Source organism: Aquabacterium sp., assembly GCF_036273115.1.
In the GTDB taxonomy this organism is placed as follows: domain Bacteria; phylum Pseudomonadota; class Gammaproteobacteria; order Burkholderiales; family Burkholderiaceae_C; genus Aquabacterium.
In genome coordinates this window covers 97,249-120,418 of sequence record NZ_DASUIN010000026.1, presented here as the reverse complement: position 1 = coordinate 120,418, position 23,170 = coordinate 97,249, and the positions used below count along the sequence as shown (strand labels likewise).

Sequence of the window (23,170 nt, the reverse complement as noted above, 5' to 3'; positions counted from 1 at the left end):
GACAGTTGCGCCAGCCACCAAGGGCGTGCCAACCTTCAGTTCTGCGCCGGAGCCGACTGCCAGAACCTGGTCGATCACGATCTCTTGGCCAACGTCCGCAGCAATCTGTTCTACTTTAATTTTTTCGCCAGCAGCAACCTTATATTGCTTGCCACCGGTTTTTATGACCGCGTACATGTTGAGACCTTTCAATCATTCGTTGCCTACCCCTGCGGCAGGCAACCCAACTTAGCCAAGTTAAATGGCTAAGCTCTCTACTGTAGCACGCTGTGGTGTTTCCGTCAATTCCTGACCGGGTTGGGGGACGTTTTGACCCCAGCCGAAGAAACGCACCACTTCTTCGCGCTTAGCCAGCGCGTCAGTGAAGCCGAGGTGAATGAGTTCACGGGTGAAGGAGGACTCGAACAGCAGGTAGCTGGCCAGCGCGGTGCCACTGGCTTGCTTGCCTCGGCCATGCACTCCCAGCGCCCCCAGCATGGTGCGCACCGCCGGCGGCAGAGCCCAGAGGTGGCGCGAGGCGATGTCGTCGATGCGCTGACTGGGCGCAATCACCAGCACGTCCACCTGCTTGAGTGGGGTGTGGGCGCGCACCTCGGGCGGCAGCAAGGCCAGGGTTTTGTTCACCCGCTGCATGCGCTCAATGTCCACCGCCAGGGCATCCAGGAAGATGCTCGACATGGCATGGCCGGCAATTTGCGCCAGGCTCGGGTAGTCAACGGGGCCCTGGCGCACAGTCTGCGGCTCTTGCAAACGCCCGGCCCCAATCACCAGAATGCGATCCGCCCCCAGATGAATGGCCGGGGAAATGGGCGCGGCCTGACGCATGGCGCCATCGCCGAAATAGTGGGGCTGCCCCTGCACCGTCAACTCGACCGCAGGGAACACGAAGGGAATGGCCGAGGAGGCCATGAGGTGGTCGACCGTGAGTTGGTCGCGCACACTGATGCGCTGCGATCGCGCCCAGGGCTCGATGGGCTCGGCACTGTCGTAGAAGGTGACGTGCTCGCCGCTGGTGTAACTGGAGGCAGACACGGCCACCGCATCGAGGTGACCTTCCTTCATCAGGCGCGGCAGGCGATCCAGCCGGAACAAGCCAGGCAGCAAATCGCGCAGCGGATCGTTGTTCAGAAGAGAGCGTGGGCGAGCCTTGCGCCAGCGTGCCACGGCCCAGCCCAAGGAAAACAGCGTGAGCCATTTGGCCCCGCTGCGAATCACCCCCAGCGAATCGGCCTCGTAGACCTGCTCGCAACGGAAATCACGCCAGACCTCGACCATGGCCCGAATGGCCGTTTCAATGTGATCGCTGCGACAGGCCAGCGACAGGCCATTGATGGCACCCGCCGAGGTGCCACAGATGATCTGAAAGGGATTGCGCCGACGCGGCTCATTGCAGTCCTGACGAATGGTCATCAGGGCTTGCAGAACCCCCACCTGGTAGGCAGCGCGCGCGCCACCGCCGGTGAGGATGAGGGCTGTTTTTCCGGGCGGGTTCATGGCAGCTTATCGACAGTCCACACCAGGAGTTGAGTGAGGGTTTTATCTGGGGGCGGGAACAAGATCTCGCGTCACGGTCTTGGGCGCATCAAGGTCGATTTCCCAAAGAGACTCTCCACAAGATCGACGACCAGTTCGGCGGTGCGGTTCTGCATGTCTCGGGCGGGGTTGAGCTCCACCACATCAAGGGAGCCCAAACACCCTGTGTCGGCAATCATTTCCATGCACAACTGCGCCTCTCGGTAGGTAGGGCCACCCCGCACGGCCGTACCGACTCCCGGCGCGATGTCTGGATCCAGAAAATCGACGTCGAAACTGACATGCAGATGGGTGTCGTCATCCAGACCCATGAGCGCCTGCTGCAAAGCCGAGCGCATGCCATGTTCGTCCAGATGGCGCATGTCAAACACCTCCAGCCCTTGGGCGTGCACAAACGCGCGCTCCTGGGGATCGACGCTGCGCACGCCAATCAACCGGAAGTCGGATGGCGACAGCGCTCCCCCAGCTGCCTGGATCATTTGCAACAATGGCTGAGGACCATGCCCACACAAGACCGCCACGGGCATGCCATGGAGGTTGCCGCTCGGGGTGATGGTGCTGGTGTTGAAGTCGGCATGGGCGTCGAGCCACAGCACGCGCAGGCGCCGCCCTTGCGCCGCGCAATGGCGCGCCACCGCGCTGATGGAACCAATGGCCAAGCAGTGGTCGCCACCCAGCATGATGGGCACTCGACCTTGCTGCAAACTGGTGTGCACGGCCTGGTGCACCGCAGCGTTCCAGGCCACGCACTCTTGCAGGTGCCGGTAGCCTTGGTCAGGGGGCAGCCAGGGGTTGACCGGCCCGGTGAGGTTGCCCGCATCTTCGACCACGAGACCTTGACGCTGCAGAGCCTGCGGCAAGCCGGCCACACGCAAGGCCTCGGGCCCCAGGGCCGCGCCACGCATGCTGGCGCCGATGTCGGTGGGGACACCGATGAGGCGAAGGGGACGAGTCGACGCGATGGAGGCACTCATGCCGACATCTTCGCTCAAATCACCAGCCGCAGGCGCTGTCTTCTTCCACCTGCCCCAGGCCGTAGACCTTTTGCAGGGTGGCCCAGGCTTCGTCGGCGGTTTCGACAAAGCGGAACAGGTTGACGTCGTCAGGGCTGATCATGCCGGTTTCAACCAGATGATCAAAGTTGATCAGCTTGGTCCAGAAGTCCTTGCCGAACAGCAGGACCGGGCGCTTGCGGCACTTGCCGGTCTGCATCAGGGTGAGCGCCTCGAACAATTCGTCGAGGGTGCCAAACCCGCCGGGGAACGCCACCAACGCCACCGAGCGCATCAGGAAGTGCATCTTGCGCAGGGCAAAGTAGTGAAACTGGAAGCACAGCTTGGGCGTGATGTAGGGGTTGGGCTCTTGCTCGTGCGGCAGCACGATGTTGAGGCCAATGCTCTTGCCGCCCACGTCGAAGGCACCGCGGTTGCCCGCCTCCATGATGCCCGGCCCACCGCCGGTGACCACGTAAATAGGCGACTGAAGTTGGGCCGAGTGGTTGGTGACCAAGCTGGCAAATGCACGAGCCTCTTCGTAATAACGCGCCATGTCAACCGCACGCTGGGCAATGCGCAAGGCGTGGTCACGGGCCGTTCCGGCCGGCAAGCTTTGGGCTTCATCGAGTTTGGCCTGAGCCACGTCTGCTGGCAGGATGCGCGCGCTGCCGAACATGACGATGGTGGACTCGATGTTTTCTTCGCGTTGAATCAACTCCGGCTTGAGCAACTCGAGCTGCATGCGCACCGAACGCAGTTCGGGATGGAGCAGAAACTCGGGGTCCGCAAAGGCCAGGTCGTAGCTGCTGTCAGGGCCGGCATACAGCGACGGCTTGCTGGCGTTGCGTGCGTCCTGGACAGCGGTGGGAAAGTTGCGTTCGAGCAGCTCTTTGGGGTTGTTCATGGGGCAAATGTCCTGCTGAGTTCTGCGCACGGACTGCGCTGTACTGGCAGTATGCCGCCCTGTGAAATGAGCTCAGCCTCGGAATTGACCGGTCAAGCCCCGGGAGTTGTGATTTCACCGCAAACCGGGCAGTCGGGGTTGCGGCGGGCGCGCAACTCGGTCCAGTGCCAGGTGCGGCCGTCGAGCAGCAGCAGCCGGCCGGACAACGAAGCATGCGCCGCAGCGGCCCCCTCGTCCTCCAGAGAGGCCAGCAGCTTGATCGCTTCGCCCGCCTGCATCACGCCCATCATGCCCACCACCGGCGCAAACACGCCGAGCATGGCGCAGCGGGTCTCTTCCGGTGGGCTATCTGGCGGGAACAGACAGGCGTAGCAGGGCCCCTCGGGCTGGCGCGGGTCAAACACGCTGATCTGCCCATCGAACCGCACGGCCGATGCCGAAACCAGCGGGCGCGCATGCTGACGCGCCATGCGATTGATGAGCTGGCGAACGGCGAAACGATCGGTGCAGTCCAGCACCACGTCAGCCTGGGGCACCCACTCGTTGAGCAAGGCCTCGTCGGCCGCGCAGGCCAAGGTTTGAACGCGCACCTCGGGGTTGAGTTGCGCGATCGCTTCGGCTGCCGAGCTGACCTTGGTTTGCCCCACGCGAGGGGTGGTGTGAATGATCTGCCGCTGCAGGTTGGTGACGTCGACCACATCCGGGTCGACCACGGTGATGCGCCCCACCCCGGCGCTGGCCAGGTACATGAGCGCAGGTGCACCCAAGCCACCAGCCCCGATCACCAGGGCGTGAGACTGCAACAAACGGTCTTGCGCCTCTTCCGACCATTCATTGAGCAACAAATGGCGGCTGTAGCGCAGGCGCTGATCGTCATCCACGGCTGGGTTCCTGGCTCGCAAGGGCGGGCGCGCAAGGCCCCCGACCTCGTTGTTACTGCGCCTTGTCTTCGTCAGGCTTGCGTTCGGTCATGGTCTTGGAGACCACAACAGGCTTGCCCTTGAGCTGGTTGAGCGCTTGCTGCAAGGGGAAGTCTTCGGCACTGCCGAATTCGGGCAGCGGCTTGGGCGGCTCGTTCTTGCGGGCGTCTTCCAGCTTCTTGATGGCTTCTTCGCGGGCCTTTTCACGGGCCTGGTCCTTCACCTCGGCGCCCTGGCCGCTGGTGATGTGCTTTTCCAGATCGGCTTCACGCACGCGCAGGGCCGAGTACAGGTTGCCGTCGGCGCTTTCGTCCACCATCACGTCAGGCACGATGCCCTTGGCCTGAATGGAGCGACCGCTCGGGGTGTAATAACGCGCAGTGGTGATCTTCAGGCCAGTGTCGGCGGTGAGCTGACGCACAGTCTGCACCGAGCCCTTGCCAAAGGTCTGGCCGCCCATGACCACCGCACGTTTGTGATCTTGCAGGGCACCCGAGACGATCTCAGAAGCCGAGGCCGAGCCTTCGTTCACCAGCACCACCAGCGGGATGGTCTTGAGGACAGCGGGCAGCTTCGCCAGCGGATCGTTGCCGAAACGGCGCGAGTAGTCTTCGGTACGAGCCTTGAAAACGGCCTTCGATTCTGGCAACTGGCCATTGGTCGACACCACAACCGCATCCTTGGGCAGGAAGGCAGCCGAAATGCCAATGGCGCCTTCCAGCAAGCCACCGGGGTCGTTACGCAGGTCAAGGACCAGGCCCTTGAGCTTCGGGTCTTCCTTGAACAGCTTGTCAACCTTGGCGGCGAAGTCTTCGACGGTGCGGTCCTGGAACTGGCTGATTCGGATCCAGCCATAACCGGGCTCGACAATCTTGCCGCGCACGCTCTGCACATGGATTTCTTCGCGCGTGATGGTCACGGGGAAGCTGCGGCTTTCCGCCTTGCGGAAAATGGTCAGGACCACCTTGGTATTGGGCTCGCCGCGCATGCGCTTGACAGCCTGATCCATGGTGAGGCCTTTGACGAAGGTGTCGTCAATCTTGGTGATGAGGTCGCCGCTCTTGAGGCCCGCGCGGAAAGCCGGTGAGCCTTCGATGGGCGAGATGACCTTGACCAGGCCATCTTCCATGCCGATTTCGATGCCGACCCCGACGAATTTACCGGTGGTGCCTTCGCGGAATTCCTTGAATGCGGCCTTATCAAAATAAATGGAATGCGGGTCGAGCCCGGAAACCATGCCGCCAATGGCATCGCCAATCAGTTTCTTTTCATCGACCGGCTCAACGTAGTCGGTCTTGATCATGCCGAAGGCCGCCGCCAATTGCTGCATTTCTTCCAAGGGCAGAGGCGCGACCGCATTACGGGCCGTCGCCTGAAACTGCATGGTGGTCAAGCCACCGGCCAGCGCACCGAGAGAAACCCAGCCGGCAATCTTCAATTTGGAAGTCATGGCGTCAATGTGCCTAATCAGGAAACCTTTATCAGTATAGAGGGCCCCGAAAGTCCCTCCCCCCGGAATAACGAGGCAGACCCTGCTCTGATCTGAAAATCAGAGCCGACTCAGACCCTTTTTTCCCCGTGTGCCTCAAACTGTCGCGCCAAGGTGACGGCATTCCTGCCCCCACACCGACGTCCGAAATGCTAAGGTACGCGGTTACGTCTGATCCCCGCAGCAATAGAAAGATCCCTTGTCGATGCGCCTGTCGTCCTCGCCCCGAGCTGACTTGACTCGCGGTCTGATCACGTGGCTTGCCTACACCGTTTCCGGGCTGGCCTCGCTACCCATCGCGTCCCCTGGGTCGCACGTATCCCAGCTGTTCCTGGCTGCAGGCGTTGGGTTGGCCCTGGTCATCGGCTGGGGCCCGGCCATGCTGATCGCGGTGGGCCTGGGCAGCGCCACGGTGGTCGCCTGCGCCTTGCTCTGGTTTCAGCCGGAGTTGCCTCTTCACTTGCTGGCCCTGCAGTCAGCCACCGGCATGGTCGGCGCCAGCCTGCAAGCCTGGGTTGGCTGGAAGCTGATCGGAGGCAAACGCAACCAGCCCACGGTGCTGGAACTGGGCCAGGTCCGCAAGGTTCTGCAGTTTCTGATTCTGTCCGGCCCGGTGGCCTGCGTGACTCACGCTGTGATCTCGGTACAGGGCATGCATTGGCAAGGCCAGCTTCCGGCTGGCTCTGTGCTCGAACTGACGGTACGCTGGTGGGCTGGTGACACCATGGGTGTGCTCCTGGCCACTCCCATCGTTCTGGCATGGGTGGGGCAACCTGAATCTCTCTGGAGAGCGCGACGTTGGGTTCTGGGCATTCCCATGGTGGTGGCCACCGTGGTGCTGGGGCTGGCCATTCGACATGTGCACCAATGGGACCTTGAGCGAGAGAACGCGCTGTTTGAACGCGATGTCGCCGCGCTCAGCAACGAAGTCAACCTCCGGCTCAACAGCTACCTCGACGCACTGGAATCGCTGCACGGGGTCTACCTGGCCTCGGACGAGGTCAACCGCCACGAGTTCGCCGCCGCGACCGACTATTGGATTCAACACCTGGGTGGCATTCAAGCCATCGGCTGGGCGCAACATGTGCGCCGACAAGACCTGGCCAGCTTCGAGGCCAAGGCACGTCGTGAGCACCACCCCGACTTCCGTGTCTTCGATTTCGATGAACGCACCGGCCAGACGCGCCCACCCGCCGGCGACTCATGGATGGTGATTCGACACGTTCAGCCAGAGAGGAGCAATCAGCACGCGTTGGGCCTCAACATCCTGTCGCGCGGCGCGGCACAGAAGGCCCTGGAGCGCAGCCTGACGCTCGATGACGCCGTTGCCACGCCCGGCTTCTTGCTTTACATGCCGGGCTCGACCACCCAGCAAATGGCGGTCGCCGTGCACCGCCCGGTCTACTCTCCGCCTCACTCAAGGGGCGCCAGCATCGAGGGCTCGAATACGCAGGGGGTGGTGTTCGTGGCCTTGCGGATGGACGACGCACTGTCCACCATGCTGGGTAGCTTGCCTCCGTACCTCGGGGCGTGCTTGCTGGAGCGAAACGACAGCGGCCTGAAGGCGATCGGCGGCAACCAGGGCTGCCACCAGGGACACTGGGGCCAGCATGCTGCTTACCGCAAAGCCGTTCCACTACAGTTCGCGGGTGCCAGCTGGCAGCTGGTGGTGTGGGCTCAACAACAGGTCCCCCTGGTCGGGCGCGGCACCACGTCGTGGTGGCTGACTGCAGGCGGCGTGATCGCGATGGCCGCGCTGTGCACGTTGTTGCTGGTGATCTCTGACCACACACGCAAGCTTGAAGCCGCCATGCAGGAGGCCGAAGCGCAGCGGCAGGCCGCGGAGGCGGCCAATGAGGCCAAGAGTGAATTCCTGTCCCGCATGAGCCATGAGTTGCGCACGCCACTCAATGCGGTGCTAGGGTTTGCCCAAGTCATGGACATCGACAAGCAAGCCCCCTTGCCTCCCGCTCAGCACCAGCGCCTGCATCAGATTCAACAAGCGGGCTGGCATTTGCTGGACATGATCGACGACGTGCTGGACATCTCGCGCATTGAGACCGGCACCTTGCGCCTGAACACTCAGCCTGTGGCCATTGGCAGCGCCGTGACACAAGTGTGTGATGAGATTCGCGCCCAGGCGGCCAATGTCGGCGTGGAGTTGAACTGGCCCGGCGATACACCTGCGAATTGGGGCGTGCAGGCCGACCCCACCCGCTTGCGCCAGATTCTGTACGCCCTGATCGACAACGGCATCACCTACAACCAGCGGCCGGGGTCGGTGACTGTGTCGGTGTCGTTTGAGCCTGAGACGCGCCATGGAAGCAGCTGGGTCCGTATCGCGGTGACCGACACCGGCATGGGCCTGTCATCGGAACAACTCGGCCTGCTGTTCCAACCCTTCAACCGGCTAGGACGGGAGAAGTTGATCCCGGACGGCACGGGCGTGAGTCTGACAATCAGCCGCCATCTGGCCAAACTGATGGGCGGTCAACTCGACGCACACAGCACCGAGGGCAAGGGGTCGACTTTCACGCTGTCTCTGCCAGGTGTGGTGTTGCCCAGCACCGCGGCGCTTGAGTCACTGCCACAGCCCGTGCCGCATGCGCCGGTGGGCACGCGCCACATGCTGTACGTGGAAGACAACCTGGCCAACAGTGAGGTGGTACGCGCTGCGCTGGAGGCCCACCCGTGGATACGCCTGACCATTGCGCCGACGATCGAACAAGGGCTGGCCGTTCTGCACAACCGCTTGCAAGGCCCTCGCCCCGATCTCATCCTGCTCGACGTGCACCTGCCAGACGCCTCCGGGCTGGAGTTCCTGCGCCTGGTCAAGGCCAACCCCGAAACCAGCAGCATTCCGGTGATCATGGTGTCCGCCGATGCCATGCCAGAGCAGATTGAAACCGCCCTGGCGGCGGGCGCAGCGTGCTACCTGACCAAGCCCGTACAGATCAACAGCCTGCTGCAACAGGTCAGCCAACTGCTTCAGCCCACAAGCACCTGAGCTGGCCCTGACTCGCTGGCCCTCGCTGTGCCCCCGAGGCGCTCCCAATGAGAGCCCACACGACGCCTCAGCGCGGTGCGTACTCGGGAACCAGTTCGTGCAGACGAGCCCGCAACGCAGCAGGTGTGGTGGCGGTTTCGTCGTGAGCCAAGGCCATCAGGCGGTCAATCCAATCAGCCGGTAACTCGCCGCGCAGTTGCGCCAGGCGCAAGCGGGGGTGCGGGGTGGGCAAGGTCGTGTCCGCGTCAGCCAGCAGCTCTTCGTAGAGCTTTTCCCCAGGGCGCAGGCCACTGAACACAATCGGAATATCGGCCTCGGTATGACCACTGAGCCGAATCAGCTCGCGAGCCAGATCGGCAATGCGCACCGATTTGCCCATGTCCATCACGAAGACCTGACCGGTTTCTGCCAAGGCCGCAGCCTGCAACACCAGTTGAGCTGCCTCGGGAATGGTCATGAAGTACCGGGTGATTTCAGGGTGCGTGACCGTGACAGGGCCGCCCTTGGCAATCTGCTCCTTGAACTTCGGAATGACGCTGCCGCTGGAGCCCAACACATTGCCAAAGCGCACGGCCATGAAACGGGTGGCCGGGGCTTTTGCGGCCCAGTGCGACACGACCATTTCGGCGGCACGCTTGGTGGCGCCCATCACATTGGTGGGGTTCACGGCCTTGTCGGTGGAAATGAGCACAAAGCGCTTGACGCCGCTTTCCGCCGCCGCCTGGGCCACCAGATAGGTGCCCAGGGTGTTATTGCGCAGGGCGATCCAGGCGTTTTCGTCTTCCATCAAAGGCACGTGCTTGTAGGCGGCCGCATGGAAAACCAGATCGGGTTGGTACTGCGTCATGACGCGACGCAAGGCCGCCAGGTCTTTGACATCGCCCACCAGGCGGACCAACTGCACATGAGGGAAACGCTCGCTGAGGTCTTGTTCCACCTGGTACAAGGCAAACTCGCTCAACTCGAAGAGCACCAGACGGCTGGGACCGAAGCGCGCGATTTGCCGGCACAACTCTGAACCGATCGAGCCACCAGCCCCGGTCACCATGACAATCTGACCGCTGATCAGGGTCGAGACCGCACTCTCGTCGAGCTTGACGGGCTCACGCCCCAGGACATCTTCGGGCTCGATGTCACGCACCCGGTCTACCCGTGCACGACCGTCACGTAACTCGTCTGAGGTGGGCACGGTCAACACCGGCAATCCGGTGGCGGAGGCCAGATCCAGCGCACGCTTGCGTTGGGCACCCGATGCTGAAGGCATGGCCAGCACCAGGTGGGTCACATCGTTGAGCACCTCGGAATCAGCCAGTTTATCGAGCCCACCCCACACCGTTACGCCGGAGATGCGCGTGCCATGCTTGCGTACATCGTCATCGAGCAAGCCCACCACGCTCCAACCGCGGTGCTGAATGCCCGCAATCAGCAGTTTGGCGGCCGCCCCGGCGCCCAGCACCAAGGCACGTTGACGACTGGCATCGCTGCCACGACGCTGACGGGCATGGTCATTGAGCAGTCGAATCGACATGCGCGCCAGCGTCATGGTGATCAAGGCAAAAACCGGATGCAGCGCCAGAACCGCACGGGGCACTTCAACCAACTGAGCCATCAACACCACCACGGCACTGGCCAGGCCGGCCCCCAGGCACACCCAGGCCAGGCGCACAATTTCAGAGAAGCTGGCATAGCGCCAACTGGCTCGCGGCACCCCCAAAGACCAGGACACCGCGCTGTACACCGCGATGACCCCAGCCAATACCAGGCTGTCGTAGCTGGGCCGCTCGTACAGCCACCGCTCCACCCCCATGCGGAACAAATAGGTGGTGTGCCAGGCCAGAGCAATCAGGCACGCGTCAGCCAGGAGCACGGCCCACTGGCGCTGCGGCCGCAGCCCATCAAGAAATCGGTTGAATGCGTTCCACATGATCGATGAGGGCAAAGGTCAGGGGCACACCAGCCCATGCGAGATGAGTTGACTGCGCTCCAGCACCCACAGGGTCTTGCGCTTGACCTGCACCGCAGCAGGCTGCCAGCCCAGTTCAGGAAACTGCTTGGCCGCATCGGGCGGCCCCACCACCATCAGGCGCGGGGTACGGCACAGCCAGACCCGCCACTGCTGCGGACGCAACAGCAGGCGCTGGGCAGCATCAGGGCGGAACTCACCGGCATCAAACAACTCCTTGCGATCGTTGTCATGCAGTGGCAGTTCGGGGCTGTCCCAGTCGGTCAAGGTGGGCACGGGCTCACGCAAGGCCAGGTAAAACGGCAGGTCGTAGGTGAATTCCTCGACATAGAGCAAGGGCACCCCTTCCTTGAGCAAAGCCGACACCGTTGGTGCCATGGGACGGGTCGACTGCTTGTCGTAATGCACCACCGCACCAATCAGCGCCACACAGACCGCAGCTGAAACGATGGCCGTGCCCAGCACGGCGCGCCCTGCGCCCCACCAACGCCCCTGCGAACGCTGCAAGGCGCCGTCTGCCAGCAGGTAGGCCAGCGGCGGCAAGGCCGGCAGCACATAGCCGGCCAGCTTGGAATTGGGCATGGAGAAAAAGCCCACGATGACCACCAGCCACACCACCATGAGCAGGCGAACCCCCGGCACGACCGGCTGCTCGCCAGGGCTCGGGGCTTTGCGCCCGAACCAGGACCACACCCATACCGGCCACCAAGGCAAGGTCAAACCGATGATGAGCGGCACATAGAACCACACCGGATGGGCATTGTTGAAGCCCGTCTGGGTGAAGCGCTGGAAGTGCTGGTAAACAAAGAAGTAATGAAAGAAGTCGGGATAGAGGTGCTGCATCGCCAGGAACCATGGGGCAGCGACAGCGGCAAACAGCAGCAAGCCGGGCACCGACAGCACCCACAGAATACGCCGCCAGCGCCCTGACAGCAGCAACCAGAACACCAGGACCCCACCAGGCAAGACCAGACCAATCAAGCCCTTGGCCAACAAGCCCAGGCCCGCCATGCCATACGCCGACCACAACGCAAGGCGATAAGGCTGCCCTTGCTCAGCAGACAACACAGCATGAGCAGCCAACACGATGGTGGTGGAAATGCACCCGGCCACGAGCATATCGAGGTTGGCGTACTGCCCGCCACCAAAGAAGAAGGGCTGGGTCAGCAGGGCAATGGACACCCAGCGAGCCTGGTTGGGCCCCACCCAGCGCTTCACAAACCACCACAGCGCCACCGCTCCCATCCAGGCACCCAGGATAGACGCCGCACGGGCGGCCACCAAGTTGAGCCCAAAGACCGACAAGGACGAAGCCGTCACCCAATAGAACAAGGGGGGCTTGTGAAAAAACGGCAGACCATTGAGCGTCGGGGTCAGCCAGTCGCCCGAGCGAATCATTTCCCACGCCACCCCGGCGTAGCGACCTTCGTCAGGCACAGCCAGAGGCCGCCAACCCGCGGTCAGCAGCAGCCATCCCAGCATCAACAGCGGCCACAGCCAGTTCGAACGCAAGCGAGTCACAGACACGTCCCCATCAGCACACAAAGCCGAGCAGTTTAACGAAGGGTGCCCGACAGGGGGGCGACCCGGACAGAGGCGGACACCAAGAGCGCGCCCCAGGCTGCGCCCGTGAGCACGCGATATTCCATTTCGCGAGAGGGACCGATCACATCCAGCCCCCCATCCACCGAGACGCCGGGTTTGGCCGGGTGGCACATGATCACATCACCTCGAGGCGCCGACTGGTTCAACCACCCGCGCCAACGTTGCAGGTAGGCCGACTCGTCAGCATCAAAGGGGTAGACCCCGAGCAAATGGGCTGAGGTGGGCAAGCCCAAGCGCTGCATGTGACGCGACAGAGCCGCTGAGCCCAGGGCTCCGATCACCTCGGCCTTGACAGCATCCCCCCAAAAGCGAGGCACCGGGCAAGCTCGCCAACCGGGCGCACGACAGCGCCGCACCCAGGGTCGTGCCCCCGCGGTCAACTTGTCGGCCAGCACGGCCGTCAAAGCCTCTCGAACCTGTGGCAACTGGTGTACGTGCTGGTGGCCGTCGATGAAATCGGGCTCAGCGCCCCACACCTCGACAAATCGGTCCCACTGCCGGGAGACTTCCCGACGCAGACACGCGGGGTCCAGGCGCCGAAGGTAGGCGGCTTGAATCAAGGCCCCCAGAGGGCGGGAAGGACAGGCTGCTTGAGCCAACGGGTCCAGGCACTCGGTGAAATTCAGGTGCAAGCCCACATCGGCCTGCCGCTCACCGTGCGCACCGATCGCATAGGCCGCGGCTTTCAAAGCGGACGCATCTTGCGACCAGGTTGCCCCATCTACCAGACAGCTGACGGCCGAGATGCGTCCGAGCGCCAGCAGGTCCAGCACCGCCGCATTGACGCCCGCGTGCAGACCGAAGTCGTCCACGCACACGGCCAGCAATCGGCTGGTTGAACTCATGCTCAGGCCCCGAGACGAGGTTGTTCGCTTGCTGACGCATCAGTGTCCTGCGCCAGACCTTGACCCAATGCACGACGCACCACGTACACCGGTCGGTTTTTGACCTCTTCGAAGATGCGGGCGATGTACTCGCCCAGAATGCCCAAGGAGATCAGCTGGATGCCCACGAAGAACAACAGGCAAACGATGATGGTGGTCCAGCCCGACACGGCGTTGCCGTGGAAGATGTAGTCTTGCGTCACAAAGGCCCCGTACCCGAAAGCCAGAACGGCCAGGACCAGGCCGACGATGCTGGCAAAGCGCAAGGGCCAGGTGGTGAAGGCAGTCAGGCCATCAATCGAAAATGCCAGCAAGCGCAGGGCGCTGTAGTTGGTGACCCCACTGGCGCGTTCGGCGGGCTCATAGGGAATGGCAACCGACTTGAAGCCCACCCAGGCATACAGGCCTTTCATGAACCGGTTGCGCTCGGGCAAGGCCTGCAAGGCATTGACCACAGCACGGTCCATCAAGCGGAAGTCACCTGCGTCCGGGGGCACCTGGAAACGCGACTTCGCATTCATCAAGCGGTAAAAGGCGCGTGTGCCCAACTGCTTGAACAAGGATTCGTCGTCGCGATTGGCTCGCAGGGCGTAAACCACATCAGCCCCGCTCTGCCAGTGCTGCACCATCTCAGCAATCAGTTTCGGCGGGTGCTGCATGTCCGCATCCATCAGCACCACGGTTTCGCCCACCGCCGCATCCAATCCGGCGGTGAGCGCAGCCTCCTTGCCGAAGTTGCGCGAAAACTCGATGGCGCGAAAACCTGGCCGCTTGGACCATTCCGACAGCACTTCCGAGGTGTCATCGCGGCTGCCGTCATTCACCAGGATCACTTCCCACTGGCGCGAACACTGCGACAGCTGTTCGGCCAGCAAGGGCAACAGCAGGCGCAGGTTGGCCGCCTCGTTATAGCAAGGGATGACGCAACTCAGCGTGGGCAGGGTGTGACGCGGAACAACAGCGAAATACGGTGTGGAAGCGGGCATGGCAATCCGGCAGGCGACGAAGGGAGCGGGCAGATTATCCTCTGAGGATGAGCCAAGACCGCCCCCTCCCCCCTCTGCCCAGCCTGCCGCTGGGGCGCTACCAACACCACAAAGGCGCCCAGTACGAAGTCATCGGCGTGGTGCGACACAGTGAAACCCTGAGCCCCTTGGTGCTCTACCGCCCGCTGGACGGCGATGGCACCCTGTGGGTTCGCCCCTTCGACATGTTCACGGAATGCGTCGAACGAGATGGCCAGCAGGTGCCGCGATTCCAAATGGTGAGATAAATCCCGGGTTATTGGGGGATTGTTCACACACAAAACAGGGATAAATGGCGCAATTGGGACCAGGTTTTGTTCTGATCCCTTGTGAGTCAAATCTGACGACAAACATGTCCCTGATTCCGATACAGAACCTGGCCAGCCAGCTGGAACCCGCGTGGGCCTTTCTTAGTGGTCACGAACGCCACTTCGAGCCCACCGAGGTGCAGCCGCCGCGCGCGGGCGAACGAGAGCACCGCGTGGTGCTGCCCGTGAAGCTGCTGGATGGGCAACGCCTGATTGCAGTGGCGGTGATCCTGGATCAGGACCAAGCGGAAGCCGTGGCCCGATTCATGTTCGGGCAGCCCGAAGGCGAAATCAACGAAGCGGATTTGCAGGATGCTTGCCTGGAAACCTGCAATGTGCTGGCCAGCAGTGTGATCAAGGGCTGCGAAAACCCGAATGTGATTGACATCGGGTTGCCGCTGGAAGTGTCAGCTGAAAAGTACTTGGACCTGCAGTCGCATGCGATTGCCCGGGTCACCCTGATGAGCGAGATTGACCAGGAGCACCGCATCGTGGTCACTGTGTTCGATGTGAATGATCAAAGCGTTTTGGAGTCTTGAATCATGAGTGCAACCCCCGACAACCGGCAGGATGCATACCGCTTCTTGATCGTCGATGACAGCCGAGCCATCCAGGCCATCGTGCGGCGCGTGGTGGAAAACTGCCAGTATCCCAACGCGGAGATCCGCGTCGCGGCCAATGGCGAGGAAGCCTTGCAGATTCTCGAGACCTTCAAGCCCCAGCTGGTGATCACGGACTGGCACATGCCCAAGGTCTCGGGACTGGAGTTGCTGCAGACCATGCGTCAATCGGGCCTTACCGACATCGAGGTGGGCTTCATCACGACCGAATCTTCAGAAGCCTTGCTCAATGAGGCGCGCACCAATGGCGCAGCCTTTGTGATCAACAAGCCCTTCCGCGATGACATCCTGATCAAGCACCTGCGCGAAACGGTGCCGCACCCTGGCGACGCACCCGTCGCGCCAGCGGAGGCCCCTGAGGCTGCGCCAGCCTCGGTGGCCGCCACGGTGGTCGACAGCCTTGCCCCCGCCGAAGACGGCCCACCTGAATTTCCAACCCCGGTCAAAGCAGCAGAGCCCCCCAAGCCGGCTGCCAGCGCGCCTGTGGCCCCACCCGCCCCGCCAGCGGCTCCCCCCGCTGCGGCCCCGGCTGTGGCTTCAACCGAACCCGCAGAACCACCCGCCGCCGCCAAGCCAGTGCCCCTGGCAGCCATTCCGCCCTTGATGAAGACGGAAGACTGCCAGAAGCTGGTGCATGCCACCCTGCAGGAAATTCCATTCCGCCTGATTCGGCACGACGATCTGCAGACCAAGGATCTGACGGCGAAAAACCTGATCGGCCTGTACGCCGGACCGAACAAGCCCATTGCCGCACTGTGCGTGGTCGACACCAATGCCCTGTGCATTCTGGGTGGTGGCGCAGGCAAGATGCCGCCCCACATCGTGCGCGCCGCGATGGCCGCCGGCGCCCCCAGCGAAGCCATGGTTCAAAACGCCACGCGCTTCATGCAGATGGCGGGCTCCATCCTGAACATGGACGGGGCCGCAGGCCCAGCCCCGCTGTCGCGCACCAGCCTCGTTCCTCAGAACTTCAAGAAGCTGGAAGAGTTGTTGCAGAAAAATTCCGGGCGTGCGCACTTCCGCATCTCCGTGCCCGGCTACGGCGAAGGCCGACTCTCATTCCTGGCAGTCTGATTGAGGAGCCCCTATGCAGCTTGAACAGATTGCGGTTCTGTTTGTCTTCATTGGCAACGCCGTTTCCATCCTGATGTTGGGCTTCATGCTGTTCAAGATCTCGAAGCAGACCGAAGCCACCCACAGCCTGCTGGTCAACGGCACACGCGATCTGCTGGAAGCAGGCAAGCGCCTGCGCGACTCGACCAAATCGACAGACCGCCTGGTCGATCGACTGTCGGACCTGAACCAGCAGCCCAGCAGCGCCCCACCCCCTGCAGCATCCGAGACGGAAGAGCATTTCCGCAAGCTCGAATCCATGCTGCAGGAGCTGAGTGGAAAGAAGCTGCCCGACCATGGCAAGTTTCTGGAAGACATTCGACAGGTGCTGGACTCCATCGGCAATCAATCCGGAACCGATTCGTTTGCCCAGTGGCGTGATGCCCACCAGCACAAGCTGGAGGCCGCCCAGACTCAGCGCACCCGCATGGCCGCGGAGATGGAAGCGCTCAAAGCACGCCTGGACGAATCACAAAAGGTGATAGCGGAACTACGCCGAGCCGTTCGCGTAGCCGAAACCGCCAACCAGTCGACCGAGGCGCTGCGAGTGAGTCTCGACCAGCAACAGCAGTTGCTGGCCCGAGCCAAGGAACGCGCCCAGGCCGCCGAGTCTCGGGCCGCCACCCTGAGCCGTGAAATCGAGTTGATGCAGGCCGAAGCCGGTCGGGCCGAATCCAAAGGAGATGGCGCCTCCGCTGCAGTGCGCCGGCAACTGGACGAGGTCACCCGCGAACGCGATGGCTTGAAAGGTCAACTCGAAAAGTTGCGCGAAACCATGCAGCGCACGCTGATCGAAAAAGACTTCATCGAAGAAAAGCTGCTGGACCTGGACGCGGCAGCACATGCCTCGGTGACCGCGGCAGCCCAAGCAGCCTCGTCACCACCGCAAGCGGGCGCTTGACCGAGGCACACTGCGGTCGATCGCTTTCGGATCAGGCGGTTGGATCGATCGACAGGGGCGCCTCCTGCACTGCGGCAGGCACCTCCAGCACCACATCACACAGGGCTCTGGCCACACAGGGCAAGACCCAGCCCTCGGCTCGCTCATCCGCGCTCACCCCGGGCCACTCCACGGTGTAAGTCACCTGCCCTTGTTTCAATCGGCACAAGCAGGTCCGACAGGTGCCGTTGAGGCAACTGCTGGGCAGGCGAATCCCGGCGCGGCGAGCAGCACGCCACAGTGGCACCCTCGCCGGGACCTCACACACCCACCCCTGCGGCTCTATGCGCAGCTGAAAAACGGCATCGGCATCCATACGCCGACAGCATAACGCCGCCCTTGTCAAGCGCGTTTTCGTTGCCCACCCCTCATTTGCGCGCCAACGAGAAAAAACCCGAAGTGATACGAACATCATGTTATCGGACACTTCGGCTCGTGTTCCCTGCAGTACCCCTCATCCAACATTCATCACGGGAGAAGACATGAGATCGTTTGCATTGGCCGCCGCCGCCTTGCTTTGCACGGCCACGGCGCAAGCCGGGTACTACACCTGGGAAACCGTCACCATGCCTGCGGCCAGCGGTGCCGCCTGCGGTGATGGCTCCCCCTACCGAATCTTTGTCAACCGCGCCCTGTTCACCAAGAAAACCGTGGTCATGTTCGAAGGCGGCGGCGCCTGCTGGAGCCAGGGCGTATGCGAAGGCGACGGCGGCATCCTGGGGGCATCGAATCCCAACGGCGTCCCCACCAATTACCTGACCGGTTTGACTCGTGCCTTCCTGGGCTATGTCACGCCCTTCACCTCGCGCATCAACCCGCTGGCCAGCGTGCAAACGCAGTCCTGGAACATCGTCTACGTGCCCTACTGCACGGGCGACGTGCACGTGGGCAACAAGGTCGCGGTGTACAGCGACAAGAACGCCAGCCAACCTCGCACCGAGTACCACCGCGGCGACCGCAACATCATCGCGGCAGCCAATTGGCTGGCGGCCAACATGTATCGCCCTGACGAACTGCTGGTGACTGGCTTCTCGGCTGGCGGCACCGGTTCGACCGCCCAATACGCGACCATTCGTAACGCGATGAACCCGAAGAAGTCATCGCTGCTCAACGACAGCGGCCCCTTCTTCAACGCCCCACGCAACGGCGACCCCAGCCAGCACCCGTCATCGCCCCTGCATGACAAGATTCGTGACGCCTGGGGCCTGGAAGCGGCTACCGGCTTCGTGCCACGATTGAAGTCGCAATTGGTCAACGGCGGATTGAATGTGGACAACTTCGGCAGCCTGACCCGCGCTTTGGCCAAACAATTCCCGAACGATCGATTCGGCTACACCACCTTCCAGCGCGATGGCGTGTACTCGATGTTCTCGTATGCCTACTTCTACGACAGCATCCGCAACGCACCCAACGACAAGGCTCGCTTTGACGTGGTCAACGGCATGTGGATGAAGGACGTGAACCAGTGGGTGACCGACATGAGCGACTTGCCCAATGTGGGGTACTACGTCGCGTACTGGCGTGGCTTGGCCGCCGCCCACACCATGACCGTGATGGACTTTGCCAATACCGGCATCGAAGAAGCCGGCCTGTCGTCGGTCAAGTCATTCATCAACAACACGCTGGACCGCTCCGCGCCCCCGATCAAGGCGTTCGAGCGTGACACCGTAGGCGACTACAAGCGCGGCAAGACTGACATCATCAACATCCTGGGCGAATGGGTCCGACCCTATCTGTCATTCCTGGCCGGTGGCCTGGATGACCCTTACAAGCCCTGATCCTGAACAGGCGTGTGGGTGGCTGAGCCCCAGCCACCCAACTGCGCCACGCCCAGCGACAGCTCTCGCTGGAAAATGGCCAAGGCCTGGGCCACACCGGCTTGCCCACCGGCTGCTACGCCGTACATCATGGGCCGGCCGGCAAACACGAAGTCAGCCCCCATGGCCAAGGCCTTGATCACGTCGCTGCCTCGGCGCACTCCGCCGTCCACCAGCAGCACCGTCTGAGGGCCCACCGCCTGACGAATGGCTGGCAAACAACTCAAAGCAGACGGGGCGCTGTCGAGCACACGGCCGCCGTGGTTCGACACCCACACTGCATCGGCTCCGACCTCCACCGCTCGACGCGCATCGTCTGCATGCAAGATGCCTTTGACAATGAACTTGCCCGCCCACAGCTCGCGCAGGCGAGCCAGGTCGCGCCAGGTTTGGGTGAAGGGAATCTGTGAGGTAAACAGATCTGCAATCTGCCGCGCCGAAGCCCCCTCGCCGGCATAGGGCGCCCAGCTTTCAAAGCGTGGCAAGCCCTGCTTCGCGAATCGGGCTAACCACGCCGGATGACACAAGGCATCGGCGATCGCGGACAGCGTCGGTTTGACCGGGGGCACAAATCCGTTGCGCACATCGCGCTCGCGGTTGCTGTGCACGGGCACGTCCACCGTGACCACCAGATGCTGCACGCCCGCGGCGGCCGCGCGCCGAACCAGGTCTTCCGTGATGCGTTGTTCACGTGACACGTAGAGTTGAAACCAGGTTTGATCGGGCGCAGCCTGAGCTGCCGCCTCAATCGAGGCGGTGCCAGCCCCTGACAACACAAAGGGCACACCGAATTGTTGGGCGGCCCGCGCCAGCATCAAATCCGCTCCATGACGCGCGAAGCCGGCCAGGCCGGTCGGGGCGATGCCCAAGGGCATGGCATACGTCTGCGTCCACAAGCTGCGTGACAAGGTCAGCGACGACACATCGACCAGATACCTCGGCATCAGTGTCACGCCGTCAAAGGCCTGTCGGTTGCGCACCAGGCAGGCTTCGTCGTCTACGCCGCCTTCGATGTAGTCCCAAACCAAACGGGGCAGATAGCGCTGGGCAAGCCGGGCCAGGCTGTCGATGTTGTGACAACCTTGAAGTGATGTCATCGCAAGTTACCGGTATGCCCCAGTGAGTAGCGCCCGGGCAGCGGCCACACGACCAGGCCATGGGGCTCCATGCCCACCTTGATCTTGCGCATGTCGCCATTGGTGGTGTCAATGCGATAGACGACATCGTCAAACCGCCCCGCCAGCCACAGCCACCGGCCATCGGCGCTGATGTTGCCCATATCAGGGCTGCCGCCGCCCGGAACGGGCCACTGCGACACCACTTTCTCGGTCGCGAAGTCGATCACCGACACGCTGCCCTTGCCGCGCTTGGGCCCATGAATCTTGTGTGAGCCACGGTTGGCCACGTACAGGCTCTTGCCATCTCGACTGGGGTACAGGCCATGCGCAGCCACCCCGGTGGGAATAAAGCCGACTTCCTGGAAAGTTTCGCCGTCCACGACATGCACGCCGTCGGCTTCCATGTCGGCCACGAAGAAGCGCTTGCCGTTGGGCGAGATGCGAATGTCTTGCGGCATGCCTTTGCGCGACGTGCAGATCTCGGACACATCGGGGCCGCCAATCACCGGCACATCCTTGAACCGTGTCTTGGGCATCTGCAAAACCAGATATCCCAACACGCTGCGATTCACCAGATCGATCTTGGCCAGGCTACCCTGGAACTCGCAGGTGAAAATGGCGTAGCGACCATCGATCGAAAAGTCAGCATGATTGATGCCACCGCATTGCGGCACTTCGATCGAGTACTGCATGGCCATGGTCTTCGGATCACGAAAATCAAGGCGATGGCGAGCTTCCGCCACCACGATGGCTGACTTGCCATCGGGCGTGAAATACAGGTTGTAGGGGTCATCCACATCCACAGCCCGACCGGGCTTGCCTGTGCGCGGGTCAATCGGGGTCAGGCTGCCCGTTTTCTTGCGCTCGGCATTGTTGGCCACCCACAGGGTCCGCAGGTCCCATGCGGGCACGATGTGCTGGGGCGAATCGCCCACCTTGAAACGGTCCACCACCTTCAGGGTTTCCGGGTCAATGACCGAGACGTCGTCTGAACGCAGATTGGGTACGTAAATGCGTGCGGGATCACCCTTCAGCGCCGGAGAGACCTTGCCTGGCGCCGTTTCGCTGTACAGGTTGTGCGGATCGAGGACCGGCGGCATGCCCGGCACGGTGGCCACCGCCACATTCGCTGATGCCGACGAGGCCGGCGCCACAGGTGCTGCAGCGCGCAAACCCAAGCGCGGCCACGCCAGCGCCACCACAGCCGCCACAGCGACCCCACTCAGCAGACGAACAGTCGGTTTCATGATCAAGATATCGGTTCGGAATCAAAAAGCTTCAACGCGCCGCTTCGGCAGCACGAATGGCCTGAACGGATGATTCCACAATCCGCTGCACCCCGATCTGCCCCAGATCAGCAGAGGCCCGCGCAGGATTGCCATACACCCCATCTGACGGGGTCCACTTGCGGCTTGCGGACAACAATGACACCCGTACCAGAGCCGGATCAACTGCCAGCGTCAGCGAGGTATCGGCCAAACCGGCGTGCGTGCCGATCTCGGCCTCGGCAAATCCAGCCGATTTCAAGTTGGCCACGTAGCGAGTCTGGGTCGCCTCGTAATACTCGCGCAAGGCCACGACACGCGCGCCCTTCAAACCAGCCCCAGGCCGGTTCAATCGGGCCGCCACACGTTCCTCACACTTCTGGTAGCCGCCATGGTCACCCAGGAACACCACGGTGCGAAACCCGTGCTGCACCAGGCTACGCACAGCGCCTTCGAGCACGCCCTCAAAAACCGGCTCTGGCACGCTCAAGGTGCCCGCAAACCGCATATGGGCCTGTGGAGGCGAGGCCGCGCCTTCAGGCACGTAGCTGATCACGGGTGCGACCACCGCATGGCCTAGGCTGCGGGCAATGCGGCCCGCCAGCGCATGCACGCGCACGTTGTGCTTGCCCAGCACCATATGCGGGCCATTCTGCTCGGTGCCACCGATTGGCACCAAGGCCACCGTGGCCCCACCGGCAATGCGGTCACGCAACTCGGGCGAGGTCATTTCTTCCAGGTACACCGTGGATGAGGCTTCACTCACCACACGCGCGTGTGCCGTGGGCATGAAGCCTGGCACCCAGCCTGCCGCCAGGCCCACAACCAGTGCCCCCACCGCGAACCTCGCCAGCGGACGCCGTCCTGCATTCAGTCCAGCCACAACGGGCTCCCCCAATCGAATCGAATGGGGGCAGTGTAATCAGGCCTGCATATCGAGCAAGGAACCCATCATGCGATCCTGGGTACGAATGACCCGCAGGTTGGCCAGGTACTGATAGCTCGCAATCTTGTGCGACACCATGTCATTGGCCAAGGCATCCCCTTCGGCGGCAGACTGACTCAGGGTCACCGTGACGCCCCCTAACGCCGCTTCCGCGGCTTGTGACACCTGCTGGCGTCGGAAGTTGGCCGTCTCGGCGTTGGCGATATTGTGGGCCGCAGCCCCCATGCGCATCGAAGCCGCATTGACGCCGGACATGGCAATGGCAGAAACAGAGCCCATGATGGATGACCTCCAGACAACACTCGCCACAACAGCGCCCTCAGTCCTACAATTTCTCTAAACAAAGAGGCCCGCTATGGACAATCAGAAAATCAAGCAAACCCTGGAACAACTGCACGCTGAGCTGGAAGCTGGACAACGCCCAGACCCCGAATTGCGTGCCATTTTGCAAACCCTGGCGCAAGACATTCATCGCGCACTGGAACAGCCTGCCACAGCCCCCACCGATGAGGGAAGCCTGGAAGACCGCGCACGCGACGTCTCCGCCAAATTTGCCGCACAACATCCCTACCTGGAAGCCACGCTGCGCGACCTGATGGACGGGCTGGGCAAGATCGGCATCTGATCTCTGCCACCGGCAGGCTCTCGCACCCTGTCGTCATTTGTCAATCATCAGCCGACTGAAATCGGCAAGATGCGCGCACTGACGAACACAACG

The 23,170-nt window shown here is 62.6% G+C and carries 22 protein-coding genes; 7 read left to right on the top strand and 15 right to left on the bottom strand.

The window, feature by feature from the left end:
- From rplU to VFW72_RS11680, 6 genes are all read right to left on the bottom strand, one after another.
- Nucleotides 1–177 (bottom strand): 50S ribosomal protein L21 (gene rplU, locus VFW72_RS11705; protein WP_329674483.1); only part of this gene is annotated, 177 nt, incomplete at its 3' end.
- 60 nt (nt 178–237) lie between these two features.
- Nucleotides 238–1,494, bottom strand: coding sequence for a patatin-like phospholipase family protein (locus VFW72_RS11700; protein ID WP_329674478.1), 1,257 nt, complete (start codon nt 1,492–1,494; stop codon nt 238–240).
- Nucleotides 1,495–1,565: 71 nt separating this feature from the next.
- Nucleotides 1,566–2,507, bottom strand: coding sequence for an arginase (rocF, locus tag VFW72_RS11695; RefSeq protein ID WP_329674477.1), 942 nt, complete (start codon nt 2,505–2,507; stop codon nt 1,566–1,568).
- A gap of 19 nt (nt 2,508–2,526) precedes the next feature.
- Nucleotides 2,527–3,432 (bottom strand): TIGR00730 family Rossman fold protein, encoded by a 906-nt coding sequence (locus VFW72_RS11690; RefSeq protein ID WP_329674476.1) that lies wholly within the window; start codon nt 3,430–3,432, stop codon nt 2,527–2,529.
- A 92-nt stretch (nt 3,433–3,524) separates the two neighbouring features.
- Entirely contained in the window at nt 3,525–4,313 is a 789-nt protein-coding gene (locus VFW72_RS11685; RefSeq protein ID WP_329674475.1) for a HesA/MoeB/ThiF family protein, read from the bottom strand.
- Between the two features lie 52 nt (nt 4,314–4,365).
- Nucleotides 4,366–5,802: a S41 family peptidase gene (locus VFW72_RS11680; RefSeq protein ID WP_329674474.1), complete on the bottom strand. Its 1,437-nt coding sequence runs from the start codon at nt 5,800–5,802 to the stop codon at nt 4,366–4,368.
- A 244-nt stretch (nt 5,803–6,046) separates the two neighbouring features.
- On the opposite strand from VFW72_RS11680, the gene VFW72_RS11675 reads away from it, so the two are divergent.
- The gene (locus VFW72_RS11675; RefSeq protein WP_329674473.1) at nt 6,047–8,848 is read left to right on the top strand and encodes a CHASE domain-containing protein; all 2,802 of its coding nucleotides are present in this window, start codon (nt 6,047–6,049) and stop codon (nt 8,846–8,848) included.
- A gap of 67 nt (nt 8,849–8,915) precedes the next feature.
- Here VFW72_RS11675 and VFW72_RS11670 read toward each other — a convergent pair whose 3' ends face one another.
- From VFW72_RS11670 to VFW72_RS11655, 4 genes are read right to left on the bottom strand one after another with little or no spacing between them, the layout of a single operon-like run.
- Entirely contained in the window at nt 8,916–10,772 is a 1,857-nt protein-coding gene (locus VFW72_RS11670) for a nucleoside-diphosphate sugar epimerase/dehydratase (protein WP_329674472.1), read from the bottom strand.
- Between the two features lie 18 nt (nt 10,773–10,790).
- Nucleotides 10,791–12,338, bottom strand: a complete 1,548-nt coding sequence (locus VFW72_RS11665) for a glycosyltransferase family 39 protein (RefSeq protein WP_329674471.1) — start codon at nt 12,336–12,338, stop codon at nt 10,791–10,793.
- A gap of 29 nt (nt 12,339–12,367) precedes the next feature.
- A complete protein-coding gene (locus VFW72_RS11660; protein ID WP_329674470.1) occupies nt 12,368–13,261 on the bottom strand; it encodes a ChbG/HpnK family deacetylase in 894 nt (297 codons plus the stop codon).
- Between the two features lie 2 nt (nt 13,262–13,263).
- Complete coding sequence (locus VFW72_RS11655) at nt 13,264–14,286, bottom strand: glycosyltransferase family 2 protein (protein ID WP_329674469.1); 1,023 nt, start codon at nt 14,284–14,286, stop codon at nt 13,264–13,266.
- A gap of 47 nt (nt 14,287–14,333) precedes the next feature.
- On the opposite strand from VFW72_RS11655, the gene VFW72_RS11650 reads away from it, so the two are divergent.
- From VFW72_RS11650 to VFW72_RS11635, 4 genes are all read left to right on the top strand, one after another.
- Nucleotides 14,334–14,573, top strand: coding sequence for a DUF1653 domain-containing protein (locus VFW72_RS11650; protein ID WP_329674468.1), 240 nt, complete (start codon nt 14,334–14,336; stop codon nt 14,571–14,573).
- Nucleotides 14,574–14,677: 104 nt separating this feature from the next.
- Nucleotides 14,678–15,172, top strand: a complete 495-nt coding sequence (locus VFW72_RS11645; protein ID WP_329674467.1) for a hypothetical protein — start codon at nt 14,678–14,680, stop codon at nt 15,170–15,172.
- 3 nt (nt 15,173–15,175) lie between these two features.
- Nucleotides 15,176–16,327 carry a response regulator gene (locus tag VFW72_RS11640; protein WP_329674466.1) on the top strand — a complete coding sequence of 384 codons (1,152 nt, stop codon included), beginning with the start codon at nt 15,176–15,178 and terminating at the stop codon, nt 16,325–16,327.
- Nucleotides 16,328–16,340: 13 nt separating this feature from the next.
- Entirely contained in the window at nt 16,341–17,267 is a 927-nt protein-coding gene (locus tag VFW72_RS11635; RefSeq protein ID WP_329674465.1) for a hypothetical protein, read from the top strand.
- A 31-nt stretch (nt 17,268–17,298) separates the two neighbouring features.
- Here the strand turns inward: VFW72_RS11635 and VFW72_RS11630 are convergent, their stop codons facing one another.
- Entirely contained in the window at nt 17,299–17,622 is a 324-nt protein-coding gene (locus VFW72_RS11630) for a 2Fe-2S iron-sulfur cluster-binding protein (RefSeq protein ID WP_329674464.1), read from the bottom strand.
- A gap of 166 nt (nt 17,623–17,788) precedes the next feature.
- Here VFW72_RS11630 and VFW72_RS11625 point away from each other — a divergent pair, with 166 nt between their 5' ends.
- Nucleotides 17,789–19,084, top strand: a complete 1,296-nt coding sequence (locus tag VFW72_RS11625; protein ID WP_329674463.1) for a pectin acetylesterase-family hydrolase — start codon at nt 17,789–17,791, stop codon at nt 19,082–19,084.
- On the opposite strand, the gene VFW72_RS11620 is transcribed toward VFW72_RS11625, so the two are convergent.
- The 4 genes from VFW72_RS11620 to VFW72_RS11605 are packed head-to-tail and all read right to left on the bottom strand — an operon-like array spanning nt 19,072 to nt 22,731.
- Nucleotides 19,072–20,220 carry an alpha-hydroxy acid oxidase gene (locus VFW72_RS11620; RefSeq protein WP_329674462.1) on the bottom strand — a complete coding sequence of 383 codons (1,149 nt, stop codon included), beginning with the start codon at nt 20,218–20,220 and terminating at the stop codon, nt 19,072–19,074. The genes VFW72_RS11625 and VFW72_RS11620 overlap by 13 nt on opposite strands.
- Nucleotides 20,217–21,488 (bottom strand): YncE family protein, encoded by a 1,272-nt coding sequence (locus VFW72_RS11615; RefSeq protein WP_329674461.1) that lies wholly within the window; start codon nt 21,486–21,488, stop codon nt 20,217–20,219. The genes VFW72_RS11620 and VFW72_RS11615 overlap by 4 nt, the downstream gene beginning before the upstream one ends.
- 31 nt (nt 21,489–21,519) lie before the next feature.
- On the bottom strand, nt 21,520–22,389 hold the full coding sequence (locus tag VFW72_RS11610; RefSeq protein WP_329674460.1) for a creatininase family protein: 870 nt from the start codon (nt 22,387–22,389) through the stop codon (nt 21,520–21,522).
- Between the two features lie 39 nt (nt 22,390–22,428).
- The gene (locus VFW72_RS11605) at nt 22,429–22,731 is read right to left on the bottom strand and encodes a flagellar basal body rod protein (protein ID WP_329674459.1); all 303 of its coding nucleotides are present in this window, start codon (nt 22,729–22,731) and stop codon (nt 22,429–22,431) included.
- 76 nt (nt 22,732–22,807) lie between these two features.
- Between VFW72_RS11605 and VFW72_RS11600 the strand changes: the two genes are divergently transcribed.
- Nucleotides 22,808–23,077 carry a DUF4404 family protein gene (locus tag VFW72_RS11600; protein ID WP_329674458.1) on the top strand — a complete coding sequence of 90 codons (270 nt, stop codon included), beginning with the start codon at nt 22,808–22,810 and terminating at the stop codon, nt 23,075–23,077.
- Nucleotides 23,078–23,170: the final 93 nt, after the last annotated feature.

Coding starts and splice junctions, on each gene's coding strand:
- VFW72_RS11680 (WP_329674474.1), bottom strand. CDS start 5,802: ATGACTTCCAAATTGAAGATTGCCGGCTGGGTTTCTCTCGGTGCGCTG.
- VFW72_RS11600 (WP_329674458.1), top strand. CDS start 22,808: ATGGACAATCAGAAAATCAAGCAAACCCTGGAACAACTGCACGCTGAG.
- VFW72_RS11675 (WP_329674473.1), top strand. CDS start 6,047: ATGCGCCTGTCGTCCTCGCCCCGAGCTGACTTGACTCGCGGTCTGATC.
- rocF (WP_329674477.1), bottom strand. CDS start 2,507: ATGAGTGCCTCCATCGCGTCGACTCGTCCCCTTCGCCTCATCGGTGTC.
- VFW72_RS11630 (WP_329674464.1), bottom strand. CDS start 17,622: ATGGATGCCGATGCCGTTTTTCAGCTGCGCATAGAGCCGCAGGGGTGG.
- VFW72_RS11635 (WP_329674465.1), top strand. CDS start 16,341: ATGCAGCTTGAACAGATTGCGGTTCTGTTTGTCTTCATTGGCAACGCC.
- VFW72_RS11700 (WP_329674478.1), bottom strand. CDS start 1,494: ATGAACCCGCCCGGAAAAACAGCCCTCATCCTCACCGGCGGTGGCGCG.
- VFW72_RS11655 (WP_329674469.1), bottom strand. CDS start 14,286: ATGCCCGCTTCCACACCGTATTTCGCTGTTGTTCCGCGTCACACCCTG.
- VFW72_RS11650 (WP_329674468.1), top strand. CDS start 14,334: ATGAGCCAAGACCGCCCCCTCCCCCCTCTGCCCAGCCTGCCGCTGGGG.
- VFW72_RS11660 (WP_329674470.1), bottom strand. CDS start 13,261: ATGAGTTCAACCAGCCGATTGCTGGCCGTGTGCGTGGACGACTTCGGT.
- VFW72_RS11620 (WP_329674462.1), bottom strand. CDS start 20,220: ATGACATCACTTCAAGGTTGTCACAACATCGACAGCCTGGCCCGGCTT.
- VFW72_RS11615 (WP_329674461.1), bottom strand. CDS start 21,488: ATGAAACCGACTGTTCGTCTGCTGAGTGGGGTCGCTGTGGCGGCTGTG.
- VFW72_RS11605 (WP_329674459.1), bottom strand. CDS start 22,731: ATGGGCTCTGTTTCTGCCATTGCCATGTCCGGCGTCAATGCGGCTTCG.
- VFW72_RS11670 (WP_329674472.1), bottom strand. CDS start 10,772: ATGTGGAACGCATTCAACCGATTTCTTGATGGGCTGCGGCCGCAGCGC.
- VFW72_RS11640 (WP_329674466.1), top strand. CDS start 15,176: ATGAGTGCAACCCCCGACAACCGGCAGGATGCATACCGCTTCTTGATC.
- VFW72_RS11690 (WP_329674476.1), bottom strand. CDS start 3,432: ATGAACAACCCCAAAGAGCTGCTCGAACGCAACTTTCCCACCGCTGTC.
- VFW72_RS11625 (WP_329674463.1), top strand. CDS start 17,789: ATGAGATCGTTTGCATTGGCCGCCGCCGCCTTGCTTTGCACGGCCACG.
- VFW72_RS11645 (WP_329674467.1), top strand. CDS start 14,678: ATGTCCCTGATTCCGATACAGAACCTGGCCAGCCAGCTGGAACCCGCG.